8 protein-coding genes, 1 tRNA gene and 1 pseudogene are annotated in these 13,307 nt (G+C 45.6%); 4 read left to right on the top strand and 6 right to left on the bottom strand.

What is annotated here, in order from left to right; all coding sequences use genetic code 11:
• Positions 1-11 precede the first annotated feature (11 nt).
• The 4 genes from KD145_RS31040 to KD145_RS31025 all read right to left on the bottom strand — a co-directional run bounded on the left by KD145_RS31040 (position 12) and on the right by KD145_RS31025 (position 7,168).
• Positions 12-1,820, bottom strand: coding sequence for a RagB/SusD family nutrient uptake outer membrane protein (locus KD145_RS31040; protein WP_212003670.1), 1,809 nt, complete (start codon positions 1,818-1,820; stop codon positions 12-14).
• Between the two features lie 27 nt (positions 1,821-1,847).
• On the bottom strand, positions 1,848-5,390 hold the full coding sequence (locus KD145_RS31035) for a TonB-dependent receptor (protein WP_212003669.1): 3,543 nt from the start codon (positions 5,388-5,390) through the stop codon (positions 1,848-1,850).
• A gap of 69 nt (positions 5,391-5,459) precedes the next feature.
• Entirely contained in the window at positions 5,460-6,491 is a 1,032-nt protein-coding gene (locus KD145_RS31030; RefSeq protein WP_212003668.1) for a FecR family protein, read from the bottom strand.
• Positions 6,492-6,556: 65 nt separating this feature from the next.
• Positions 6,557-7,168, bottom strand: a complete 612-nt coding sequence (locus KD145_RS31025; protein WP_212003667.1) for an RNA polymerase sigma factor — start codon at positions 7,166-7,168, stop codon at positions 6,557-6,559.
• A 1,090-nt stretch (positions 7,169-8,258) separates the two neighbouring features.
• On the opposite strand from KD145_RS31025, the gene KD145_RS31020 reads away from it, so the two are divergent.
• The 3 genes and pseudogenes from KD145_RS31020 to KD145_RS31010 all read left to right on the top strand — a co-directional run.
• Positions 8,259-8,332 (top strand) — tRNA-Pro (locus KD145_RS31020).
• 175 nt (positions 8,333-8,507) lie between these two features.
• Complete coding sequence (locus KD145_RS32635) at positions 8,508-8,639, top strand: Arm DNA-binding domain-containing protein (RefSeq protein WP_374223493.1); 132 nt, start codon at positions 8,508-8,510, stop codon at positions 8,637-8,639.
• Positions 8,640-8,882: 243 nt separating this feature from the next.
• A pseudogene (locus tag KD145_RS31010) lies at positions 8,883-9,961 on the top strand (IS3 family transposase); the annotation flags it as partial.
• A gap of 289 nt (positions 9,962-10,250) precedes the next feature.
• Here the strand turns inward: KD145_RS31010 and KD145_RS31005 are convergent.
• Both KD145_RS31005 and KD145_RS31000 read right to left on the bottom strand, forming a co-directional pair.
• Positions 10,251-11,120, bottom strand: coding sequence for an alpha/beta fold hydrolase (locus tag KD145_RS31005; RefSeq protein WP_212003665.1), 870 nt, complete (start codon positions 11,118-11,120; stop codon positions 10,251-10,253).
• Between the two features lie 345 nt (positions 11,121-11,465).
• Positions 11,466-12,092: a DUF4468 domain-containing protein gene (locus tag KD145_RS31000; protein WP_212003664.1), complete on the bottom strand. Its 627-nt coding sequence runs from the start codon at positions 12,090-12,092 to the stop codon at positions 11,466-11,468.
• Between the two features lie 498 nt (positions 12,093-12,590).
• On the opposite strand from KD145_RS31000, the gene KD145_RS30995 reads away from it, so the two are divergent.
• Positions 12,591-13,295: a class I SAM-dependent methyltransferase gene (locus KD145_RS30995; protein ID WP_212003663.1), complete on the top strand. Its 705-nt coding sequence runs from the start codon at positions 12,591-12,593 to the stop codon at positions 13,293-13,295.
• The last annotated feature ends 12 nt before the right edge of the window (positions 13,296-13,307 follow it).

Here is a 13,307-nt window from a genome sequence, read left to right as displayed (position 1 = left end):
TCGTAATTGTTTTAGTACCCCGGGTTCTGCTTTAACAAGGATACTCCATCTTTCACGCTCAGATCGATCTGGCGTTGCGGAATAGGATAATATCTGTTACGGCTGCTGAAGTTGCCATTGACCACATCAGACGTAATGGTTTTTTCGTAGTTGAAGTAACGGGTGATCTCTGTTTGTGCCAGGCCCCATCTAACAAGATCAAAGAAGCGGTGTCCTTCCATGGCCAGTTCCAGCTTACGTTCGAAGCGGATGGCCTTGAGGGCGAAATCCTTACCGGAAACGGCGAAGGTACCTGCCGGATAAGGACTTACGTGGTAGTCAGCCGCCGGTTCATTCGTATAACCACCCATAGGTTCGTTGGGGTCGATGTATTGTTTGACCCATCCAATGGGATTGGCGGCACGTTCACGGACCATGTTCACATAGGCTTCTGCCTTATTGAGATCACCGGTATTGGCCTGGCATTCGGCGGCCATCAGCAGCACGTCGGCGAAACGTATAAGTATATAGTTAATCGCGTTGCCGGGTGCCCATCCGTTGCCATCATAGTATTTGTCCTGGTTCACCTGCATATACACATTCTTCAGCGCGGCATAGGGGCCGCCGGACTGTTGATTGCGTACCCAGGTCGTACCGGGATGAAGGCCCCAGTCGAGAAATGGTATGCCACGGCGCCCTACTGTCCAGTCCAGGCGCGGATCGAGGTATCCATCATCAGGCGTGAAGGCAATAGTATCCGGAACACCCATATCATTTTTTACCGGATGCTGATTAAAGTCGTCGAGGTATGGCAGGCCATTATCGTCGGTACGGAAAGAATTAACGAGGTCCTGGGAAGGCTGATAGAAGCCACAGCAGCCAAAAGGACTGTTGTAGGGATAGTTGAGCATCTCTCCCTGGTTGGCATTGCCGGTACCGCCGGAACCATCATTGGCACTGTATTGAATGGAAAATACTGCTTCCTTGTTGTTTTTGGTGAAAGCGTCGAAATTATCGTGGAAGTGGTCCATCAGTCCAAACTTCACGCCTTTGGTGGTTACGCCGGAATTGATAACGTCTTCCAGCAGCGGCATGGCAGCTGCGTATTTGCCCTGGAACAGCAGGGTTTTGGCCAGGTAGGCCACAGCAGCCCATTTGTTAGCACGGCCTACTTCCCGCTGTGTTTCCGGAAGATGATCTGCAGCGTATTTGAAGTCCGCTTCTATCATCGGCCATATGTCCTTATCATTGGGGACTTTGTAATCATTTACTACCAGCTTCTGGTAGTTGGCCGAATTTTCATCTACCCAGGGCACCTTGTCAAACATCTTCTTCAGGTCTGAATAATAGTGTGCCCGCAGGAAACGTGCTTCTGCAGCGACTGCTGTCTTTTCATCGGCAGTCATGTCGGTTACATTGGTCAGCACATGGAGTGTAAAGTTACATCGGCGTATGCCTTCGTAATCTACTCTCCACTTATCATTAAAAAAGCCGTTGCTGGCATTCGTGGCAAATGTCACAATCTGCAGGATAGTGGCAGCATCACTGGGGTCGCTGCCCTTATGGGCATCACCACCCGCTACACTGCCATAGATCCAGTTATCGGGAGAAACGGCATAACCACTTCCGCCCGAAAGGTTCTTCATATCACCATTGGCAAAATCCTGTCCGTCGAGGGCGCCGTAGGCACCGACCAGCAGAGTATTCACGCCTTTTTTATTGGTCACGTCAGCTTCCTGTAAAGAAGATTGAGGGGTACGTTCCAGGAAACTCTTGCTGCAGGAAACCAGCAGCAGGGCTGTCAATGAAACGCCGATCAGTTTATGATAAAATAATTTCATGATCATAACTTTTAAAATGAGCAACAATTAAAAACCCAGGTTCACACCAATCAGGAACTGGCGCTGATTAGGATAGGCCCCTTCATCTACGCCGAAGTCAGTGATGTTGGACCCTCCGATTTCAGGATCGATGCCGGAGTATCGGGTGATGGTGAACAGATTGGCGGCCTGTACATATACTCTGAACTTCTGTATACGCAGGCGTGACAGGGCACCTGCGGGCAAGGTATAGCCCAGCTGCATGTTTTTGGCGCGGAGATAAGCCCCGTTTTCCACCATGTAGGAGTTGGGCACACCTTGTGTGCTGACAGAGCCGTCCACCTCCTGTATAGGTGCTTTGGCATTCTGGTGATCTGGTCTCCAGGAATCATACAGGGCTATTTTGCTTTTAGCTCCTTCGAAAGAAGAGTAGAAATCACGCCACCAGCGCACATTGTTCCAGATCTGATTGCCATGGGTACCGAAGATGAAGATGCTGAAGTCAAAGTTTTTATACACCACACCGATATTGATACCATAGGTAAAATTGGGGTTAGGGTTGCCGAGGAAGGTACGATCATCGGGGGTGATACGTCCGTCGCCGTTGACATCTTTATAACGGAAACGCCCCATCGCAGCACCATCCTGATAAAAAGCCTCCGGATCGTTGGTGGCCTTTTTTACTTTGTCATCGGCATCTGTAACTTCTTTGGCGCTGTTCCAGAAACCTTCTATCTGATAACCGAAGAAGGAGGAAACCGGGTGTCCTACTGCATTCCGGATAATATTGCTACCATCAAAACGGCGGCTGTCGCCATCGAAGTAGTCTACTCCGTCGGCGATTTTGAGGATTTCATTCTTGTAGGTGGTGAGGGTACCGGTTACGTTTATTTTAAGTTGTCTGCTCAGTTCTTTGTGCCATCCGAGGGAGAAATCGAAGCCATGATTTTTCATCCGGGCGATGTTGACAAAAGGCTGGGGAGCAGTACCGGCAAGGCCAGGCAGCTCAGGGTTGTATAGCAGATCCCTGATGTCTTTGCGGTAGTAGTCTGCCGACAGTTCGAGCTGACCTTTAAAGAAGGCAGCGTCTATACCGAAGTTGGCGTTGATATCACTTTCCCATTTGGCATCGGGGTTACCGATTTGTTTGCCGGAGAAACCGGCTGTGAGGCTGTTGCTGGTACCGGCCAGGTCGTAATAGGAAGAGCTGCGGTTGCCACCATAGAGGAAGTAACCGTTGTTGACGCTGAGGTTGAGCTGGTTGCCCATGATACCCCATCCACCGCGGAGTTTAAGGTCGCTGATCCAGATGATATTTTTCATAAATGCTTCCTGAGACAGGCGCCAGCCGGCAGTTACAGCCGGGAACCATCCGAAGCGGTTGTTAATGAATTTGGAGGAGCCATCGCGGCGGATGGTGGCGCTGAGCAGGTATTTATCCTGAAAGGAGTAGTCTACGCGGCCCAGCAGGGAGTATAAACCTTCCTGTTCGCGATTGCTGTAATTGGTTTGTGTACCGGTGCCGGTGCTGAGGTCCGGGAAGTTGGGATCGAAGGTGAAGTAGTCTTTGGTAGTGCCACCAACGGCTCTTCTGCGGCTATCGAAGGCTTCTGTGCCGGCTATTATTTTCAGGTCATGGGTATTATTAAACCGCTGGTGATAGGTCAGCGTGTTGGTCCATGTCCAGCTATGACCGTTGGTAGATCCTTCGGTATAGGAGTTGGACGTAGCATTTTCCTTGTTTTCATACTGGGGGTAGGTGAAGGAGTGGGACCACCCCGAATAGACCTCTCCACCGAAACTGGTGCGGAAGGTGAGGTATTTGAGGAAGTCCACTTCTCCATAGATGTTACCAAACAAACGGGTGTTAAGGCCTTTGTTGTTGCGTGTGCGGGCCTGGATGGCTACCGGGTTCTGGGCATCTCCGAGGGCATCTCCCCAGGAGCCGGCGTAGTTGCCTTTGATGTCATACACCGGGATGATGCTTTGTTCGCGGATAGCGTGTCCGATGGCCGCATCGGCGCTGTTGATCTCCACTGCAGGGTTTTCCGTCATCGAGAAAGCGAGATTTTCCCCTACCCTGATACGGTCAGTAATGTTGTACTGGGTATTGGAACGGACGGTATATCTTTTCAGATAGGTGTTCATCAACGTTCCCTGTTGATTAAAATAATTGAGGGAAAAGAGGTAGTTGCCCCGGTCTCCACCACCGCTTACGGCTACGTTATGGCTGGTGATGGGTGCGGGTTGGAATATTTCGTGGTACCAGTCAGTACCGGCTTTGTTGGCACGAACGATACGATAGAATTTTTTATAGTCCCCCAGGTCAGTGAAGCCGGGGTTGACATAGTATTTGGACGGATCTACGGCAGGGTCGCCTTCTTTGGCACCATTCGGTGTGATATAATCAGGTATGACAGGTGTGGTGCCGCCGCCATACTGGGGAGTCGTAGGGTCTTGCCCGGAATTTTTATAGGCCATCCAGCGGAGCTGGGCTTGTTCAGTAGGATCGAGCGTGTTCCACACATTTCCTTTTTTCGGGTATTGGCGGCCGTAGTATCCATCATAGTGAACAGATATTTTACCGGTACCTCTGCGGGTGGTGATAACGATCACGCCGTTGGAGGCGCGGGCACCGTAGATAGAGGCAGCGCCGGCATCTTTTAATACTTGGAGAGAGGCCACATCGTTGGGGTTGAGATCAGCGATATCTGTGGTAGGTACCCCGTCTACTACGTAGAGGGGAGAGTTGGCCCCAAAGGTGTTGACACCACGGATCCTGATCTGTGGTGCTTCTCCGGGCTGACCGGAACCAATGACGGTGACGCCTGAAGCCTGGCCCTGCAGCTGTTCTGTTACCTGGGCCGTGGGTTGTTTGATCAGGTTATCTATGTTGACCACCGCAACTGATCCGGTGAGGTCTTTTTTCTTTTGGGTGGTATATCCGGTAACCACAATCTCGTTGAGGGCGCTGGCGCCTTCCCTGAGAACAAAGTTGACCAGTGGTCTATCACCAACGGCTATACGCTGTGTTTCATAGCCGATGAAAGTCACCTCCAGCTGGTCGTTGCTATTGCCGGGCACTGCGAGAGAATACATCCCTTCTGCGTTGGTAACAGTACCGATGCTGGTGCCGGGGACTCTAACGGTTACGCCTACCATGGGGTTCCCTTTTTCATCTTTCACGGTACCTTTTACCGGGCGTTGCTGCAGCAGGGAGGCAGGACCAGCCGGTGTTGTCACTGCTGGTTTTTCAGTGACCATATAGAAATGGTCCCTTAGTTTTTCGAAATGGAGGTTCAGGGGTGTGAGCACTTTAAGGAGTGCTTCTTCCGCGGATTGACAGCCGGTGATGGACACCTGTACCTTTCTGCTTTTTACCAGGTTGCTTTTGTAGGCGATAGAAATGTTGAAACGTTCTTCTATCAGGTGCAGTATATTTTTTAAAGAAGATTCATCGGGCTGTGCGTTATCGTTGTTGGGGGGAATCCTACTCCGGTTGCCTGCTGCCATGTCCTGGGCCGCAACCGATTGAAACAGAAAATACAGGGCTAATGCGGGCATCAGCGCCACACGTAAACCTCTTTTCATGAGAACGGGTTTTAACGATTAATAATGAAACTTGCTACGACAAAAGGTGGCCTGCCTTTCTACGTGGTATTACTTTTTTTGAATCCAGACTTCGTCGCCTTTTTGGTTGAATTGCATACGGAAAACCTTTTCCAGCTGTACCAGCATGGTATCAGCATTGTATATGATAGGCATAGAACCCGAAACTTTATACCTGAGCAGCTGCGTATCGCGGGCGATCATGGTTTTACCGAAGACCTGCTGCATAAAAGCGGCGGCATCGGCGAGTGAATAGTCTTCCATGATAAGACGTCCGGTATGCCAGGAGGTGAATCGGTCAGCGTTAACACTGCTTTTAGTGAAATCGCCGTCCTGTTTGTTGTACCGCAGGATCTCCCCTGGCTGCAGGCGCATGGAAGTACTTTTTCCGGCGAGGCTGTCTTCTATGTTGAGCTGGATACTGCCCTGCTGCAGTACTACCACCACTTCCTTTCCGGCACTGTTGACATTAAACTGAGTGCCCAGCACTTCCACACTTACATTATCGTAGGTATGGACAATAAATTTCCGGCGTGAAGCCGTATGTTTTACGTGGAAAAAAGCCTCCCCATCGAGCCAGACCTCACGCATTTCCGGATGGCCGTCAGCATAGAGCAGGCGGGAATGCGCGTTGAGCGTCACTTCCGAGCTATCGGGCAACATCAGGTGTTTTACTTCACCGAGCCGGGTATGGGAGCTGACGATCGTAGTATTGCCACTACCCTTCCACCACCACCATCCTCCGGACAGTAACATACCCAGCAGCAATACAGCCGCATATTTCCAGAGCAGCCACCAGTTGGCCTTTGTGCGGGTCTGTTGCAGCGGTGTATCTTCCTCCAGCCCTTCGCACACGGCCTCCCATAGCTGCTCCTTTTCACTGATAGAGAGCCGGTATGGCTTGAAGCCTATGCTCTGTACCAGTTTCCGGGCTTCCCGGACGTCGTTTTCCTTTTCAGGATACTGCAGCAGCCATCTTTCCCAGAATACATTTCTGGTCTCCGGCTGTAGTACCCATTGCTGGAAATCTTCGTCCAGCGCCAAATCACGGGCGGTGTATGATAAATAGTTTTTACGGGCCAAGTGGCGTCTTTTTAAGAAAGAGCAGGTATCGGGTTAAATCTCATCATTTTTTTTAAACTTTTTTTTCATCTTCCTAAAAACAACAGCAACAAAGGGAAAGGAAGATTTTTCTTCAGAATGCCAATAGCTTTAGAGATGGTATTATACACAGAATCCACCTGCATGGACATAATGCCTGCCACTTCGTTGTAACTGAGGTTCTGGTAAAAACGGAGGTAGATGGCTTCCCGCTGACGGCGGGTAAGTTGGGCCAGGGCCTGTTGCAGGAGTTTCTTTTGTTCGGCGGCTATTTCTTCGAGGATCAGTTTATTTTCCTGTGGGGTAGTAAATTCAAACTCGAAGGCTTCCCATGAATCACGGTGCAGCGACCTGCGGTCTTTCTGCAGGGAACGCAGCAGGCGTCTGCGCAGGCTGCTGATCAGGTAATAACGGATATGCTGTATCCGGGTGGTCAGGTGTTCCCGGCTGAGCCAGAGGTCCTGAAACAAATCCTGGATGCAGTCTTTTACCCTTTCCTGATCACGGCAGAAATGCATGCCGTAATGATAGAGATGATCTATATGGGTCTCATATATTTCGGCAAAGGCGTGGCGATCTCCCTCCAATAATCTTCCCCAAAGTGAGGAATGGGAAGGCACCACTTTCAGGTCTGCACGTACTGCTTTCCCCGTGTTCATACAGTTTTGGTTGAGTTGGATAAAGCTGTGCAATTATTCTGACAAATGCAAATATTTTTTGGTACGGGATATGTGCCTTTTTCATTTAAAACATATCCATGAAACGGTACTTCTATCTTTTGATTCCTTTATTGCTGAGTAGCTGCAGTATCATTGGTGGTATCTTTAAAGCCGGCATATGGACGGGGATATTTATTGTTGCGCTGGTAATTGTACTGATTATATTTTTGATATCGAGAGGATCGAGGAGGGATTAGACCAAAAGCAGCGTGAAAGCAGTCATCATCGAGCATTTTTGATATGGCTAGCCTGATGGTTTCCTTTTTTACATCCTTTACTATCACCATATCTGTAGACCAGAACTATATATCATTATCCTTTTCCATCAGGTATTGAATATTTGCAAGTTGCTTCATCTATTTTTCTGACATAGGTGTTTTCTCCTAATATATTGATGAAATAATCACCATTGTACAAACTCTGCTCTCCCCTTAATTCGCTAAAAAATGAAGGTGTCAGGATATAATTTTCTGATTCAGGCCCGATGTAAATACCCCATTCCAAATTACCCTCAAAGTTTTCTATGGCGATTTTAATTCTTGTATAAATTTTATCATTTTTTGACTTATCCTTAAAACCTGAACCTTAAAAATGGAGGGCGCCCATAAGGATTATTAACCGGAAACATAGACACTTTTGCTGTGCCTATGGGGCAAGGCTATCCAGTGCTAAGAATATCATTCTATTGATCTTTTCGTAATCCATGATTTTATAGTCTTAATAACTTAATGCTAATATATCTTTAGTAAATCAGCAGCCTTTATAGACTCCATTGCTTCATTTTTTCATTTCTATAACAGCGTAAAACACAATCAACTATAAATCAATTATTTATGATTAAAAACCAAATTACTTTATAATCAATATAATTCATAGTGAGTTATACATAAAAGAGGTTTTGAAGGATTAAAGACTCATAAAGAACCCATTAAAACAACTTTTTTCAAAAAATCATACATTTTATTTTTCTAAATGAAAAAAATGTCTACTTTTGCATCCCCGTCAAACGGGAAACACCGGAAAAAAGTTTCGGGACGTAGCGCAGCCCGGTAGCGCACTTGCATGGGGTGCAAGGGGTCGCTAGTTCGAATCTAGTCGTCCCGACGAACTGAAAAAGCTTCAAAGTCTTTAGTAGAGATTTTGAAGCTTTTTTGTTTTTGGTACTTTGTGATATCTGACACATTGATGTAACCCAAATCTGCCCCGGCTGCAAAATGGGATGCTCCAATGAAACAAAAAAAGGCGAAATCATTATTGCCAATAATAAGGGAAGGATTGTGTGCTTAGATGGAGATACAATGGGATCAGATACCCTTTATACTTGCCCTATAACTACTCTCCTGAAAATATGCACTATGCCACCCTGAAAGCTAATGAAATTAAGCTGGACATAAGAAAGGGGGTATTTTGATTCCACTTCAGAAAAATATAAACCACCCCAACCAGTTAGAGCTAAACTTATAGTAAAATCAGCAGCTATTGAGGAAGCTAAACCTGTATTCCTAAATGATCTGGTAGCGAAATTCAACCATTGGGGTAATAACATCAGGAACATTGATGTTGAAAATTCTGCTGATCTCCTCCCCAAAAACTGTAGCACTGAAAATTAGAAATTTCGGGGTAATTCTTCATAACTTAAAGGAGCAAATTGCCCATGAAAAAGACCAAATTTACTGAGGCTCAGATCGTATTTGCGATCAAACAATCCGAGACAGGGATATCCGTAGAGGAAATCTGCCGGAAATTAGGGATTAGTCAGGCTACATTTTACAACTGGAAAAAGAAGTATGGAGGCCTGGATCCATCCGAGCTACGGCGTTTAAAGCAATTGGAAGATGAAAATGCCAAGCTGAAGAAGATCGTAGCGGAGTTAAGTCTGGATAAGCAGATGCTGCAGGATGTGCTCAAAAAAAAGTATTAAGGCCAGCTCAAAAGCGAGAGCTGGCCCAATCCTTAAGCCAGATGTATAAGACTCCCATCCGTCAGTGCTGTCGTGTACTGATGATTCCTGCGTCGGTTTATTACTACAAATCTCACAGGAGGGAGGACCGCCCCTTACGGAAACGTATTAGGGAGATCGCTGATACGAGGATACGATATGGTTATCGTCGGATTCACACGCTTTTGCGTCGGGAGGGCTGGACAGACAACCATAAACGGACTTACCGGATATATAGGGAGGAGGGATTGAACCTTAGGAGTAAACGCCCCCGTCGGAACAAATCCGCAGCTCACCGGCTGGAGCGGCCATTGCTTACAGAATTATATCAATGCATATCAATGGATTTTGTATCAGACGCGCTCTATGACGGGAAAAAATTCCGATCGTTAACTGTAGTGGATAATTATAGTCGGGAATGCCTCGCTATCCACGTAGGAAAATCATTAAAAGGATACGATGTTGTAGGGGTGCTGGAGCAGCTGCGAATAGGTCAGGGAATTCTCCCTAAACGCATACAAACCGACAATGGCAGTGAGTTCATATCTAAAGAAATGGACAGATGGGCGTATCAGCATAAGGTTACAATGGATTATTCCCGTCCTGGTCGCCCGACTGATAATCCTTATGTGGAGTCCTTCAATGGGAGTTTCAGGGATGAATGCCTGAATGCCCATTGGTTCTTATCTTTGGAGGATGCTATGGAAAAAATTGAGACATGGAGGATTGAATACAACCAGTATCGCCCACATAGCTCTCTGAATGACATGACACCAGCGGAATTTGTTGAAGCATGCAAAAAAGAGGGTGTACAAAACGAAGGCCTACCGCTTATTTCTACCTCCAGTCAGATGACTTTTGTAACATCCAAACAGAACTCAACGGCATCAAAAAAGTCATCTGGCCGGACGCAGATTTTTAAGCAAAAAAACACCCCGAAATTCTAGTTCTGGGCGCTACTAAATTGGGGAGCACTTCACTGCTGATTACCTCTATACTAGAAAGTGTGCTGGAAAAATGGGGGAGCATCCCAATAAAAATGATCGCTACAAAACTGAATGGTGAGAATTGGGCTATTACTACTTATCGCATCCCGCTGGGTTGAAAAAAGACTATTAACTCTTTTGCAATTTTTTCCGGACTGTTGTCGTTATCAGCGGCCGTATGTCCCAAACCGCGCAATTCTACACGCTTTGCTTGCGGCAAAGCGGTGCTTAATGTATCAAGTGCTAGTTTAAGGTAACGTTGGCTCCTGGTCCCACCCATCAGTAGCATTTCAGCTTTAATTTCTTTACACCGATCTATAACTCCAGATGATTCACGTACCAATATGAGATCGTAATGCATGGTTGGTATTAAGGATTTCAAGGGCACGTCATCGCCCGCTTGTTTCTTTGCATTTGCGTTTATAGCAATATTTAGCAATGGTGCAATAAGAAAGCCCGGCAAGGCTGTAAACAGAGAGGGGTCATCGGTGCCTTTTATGGCCGTGAACATTGCTTTTCCAAAGTTTCCGCGGGAGAGGGCTGATTCATAGCGACTGCCCCAGGCCGCAGGGTCAGTTCCATTGACCGGGATCGGAGGTTCGTAGAGTACTACTTTTTTAAGTGCTGGTTCTATGATTGCCGTTTGAAGTACACAAATAGCACCAGAACTAAGCCCAAATATCTTATCCGTTGCTGTCTTATGGATTAATGCCTGCAAATCCTCGCTTTCTGATCCAATGCCATAGTTCGGGCCAAACGGACCGCTTAAGCCGCGACCCCGCCTGTCCGGAATATAAACAGTGAATTCATTGGATAAGAAGCGGGCAAGTTTCATGAAATTTTTAGAGGTCATCATCCCGCCATGGACAAGAATAACTCCCGGCCCGGACCCGGTTTGTCTATAACCAACTCTTGTTCCATCCTTTGACATAACATAGCCGGTAGTATATTTCTCTAAGAGAGTCATTGCCTGATCTACGTTTATAATTTAAAAGTACGATAAAGTTGTGTTACCCTGGTTTAGTTCTGTCCGATTAAATATCAGCTATTACACATGATGCTTGGAAACATCTCCAACTAACCCAACAAGCAGCTGAGTTAATTCTTCATGTATATTGTCATCCAGTTTTGTTGGAAGTAGTTGGCTTAGATCAGATTCTCATCTTTCTTAGATACCTCAACTAATATTTTCAAATGCTGGATTTGGCAGTATAGTCTTAGCATAATTATAAATATTAAAGGAATTAACTATTGTGCAGGTTGAGTAACGCTAAATGTACCAGTAGCAGGTTACGAAGAGATGAATTTTTGTTCAAATATCTCCATTCATTGATTTATACAACTGCCCTTTAAGTTCAGTTATTGCGTTAATGAAATCATCATCACTCCTATCATAGGCGCTCCTATTCATAAATTTTTCAAGCGGGTAATTTCTTATATCAGCAGCACTTTGAAAACTCTTTCTCGCTCCTGTGTAAGACATCATTTTTTTCTTGCTTAATTCCATTCCTGCATGGATATATTCATGCACCACAAAATCAGTGAATACATATCTGTACTGATTATTCTCAACATAAATTTTATAAGAGAAAGACAAGGTAAAATAGTGAGACCTTCTATATTTAAATGGCACAAACCCTTCTCCAAATATCTTCCCTTCCTCCAGGTCTGAGAACTGAATCGGCTTCTCAACCACCACCCCATCGTAAATACCTTTCTTTTTTGTTTTAATATTGGCAGGTCTATCAAATTTTTGAAGAGCAATAAAAGCATTAGCTCTTTTAAATAATCGTTCTTTAGAAACATCACCAATGTTAACTGCACTATCATAAAGCACTTTATTGGTTTTAGAATCAATAGGATAATCATATTTATTTTGTGCAAGAGCTTTCAAGGAAAGTAGTAGAAAAAAGCTTGTAATAATTTTCTTGAAATTCATAGAGATAGTAGTTTAGGATTTAACAATTTGAACTTATGAATTAAAGTAGCTGGTATATCCAAGGAATATACAAAATATAGACACTAAAATGATATATCTTTTCAAAAAACCTTCAACAACTGTAGCCAAATCCCTTAATATTCTCTAAAGCACAGCACAATAATCTTATCGAGAATGTGTGACATATTTATAAAATCCAATCAAAGATTAAATATCATCGTTTAATTAATGGCTGTGTATATCTTTCCCCCATACACTGAAAACACACTCCATTCTCCACATGGCTATATTCCGGCCAATAACCTGCACCATGACATCCGGAGCAAACTTCATATTCCAGATTTATCAATTCATCTTCGCTATAAACAGTCACTTTAGCATTCCCATGATCATGAGGGCAAGATCATCACTCCTTCAGACCTCACTGAATAATAGATGAGTATCAGTTTTGACTAAAGATATGTAACTTCATCTCTCATCCTAAAACCCTATTATATCATGGTCCCTCAACAAAAAACAAACTACGGCATCGACGCTCCTAATGTGATCAGGAATCTTTTCGTCATTGGCGTGATCCTTTTCGCGATACCATTTTTCTTTCCTTATTTCTATGTTGCATGGATGATCTTTCCCGGCATCATCTTTATAGTGGAAGCGGTGCTGATGCTCGTATATTCGTTGTATGGCAAATTTGCACACAGGGATCGCATGCTGAACAAGATCAGCTGGAAAGGCGATGAACAGGTGCTGGATGTAGGCACCGGCAAAGGTTTGCTGATGATCGGCGCCGCTAAAAGACTGACTACCGGCAAATCCACCGGCATCGACATCTGGAATACTGAAGACCTCACCGGCAACAATCAACAGAACGCATTAAGAAACGCCGCTATCGAAGGGGTTGCCGACAAGATCGAAATTAAGAATGAGAATGTGATGAAGATGGACTTTGCCAACAACTCTTTCGATGTGATCCTCTCCAATCTTTGCCTGCACAATATCTACAACAAAGAAGACAGAAGCGCCGCCTGCAAAGAGATCAGCCGGGTACTGAAACCAGGTGGCACCGGCATAATCTCTGATTTCAGGCACGGCAAAGAATATAAGCATAATTTTGAAGCATTGGGCCTGCAAACAACCGCCTACACACCCAATTACTTCAGCACCTTTCCTCCATTGAGGATATTGGTGATCAAAAAGTTGTGATCAATTGAACGT

The sequence above is a fragment of the Chitinophaga sp. HK235 genome, assembly GCF_018255755.1.
Classification (GTDB): domain Bacteria; phylum Bacteroidota; class Bacteroidia; order Chitinophagales; family Chitinophagaceae; genus Chitinophaga.
This window is presented reverse-complemented; position numbering and strand designations above follow the sequence as displayed.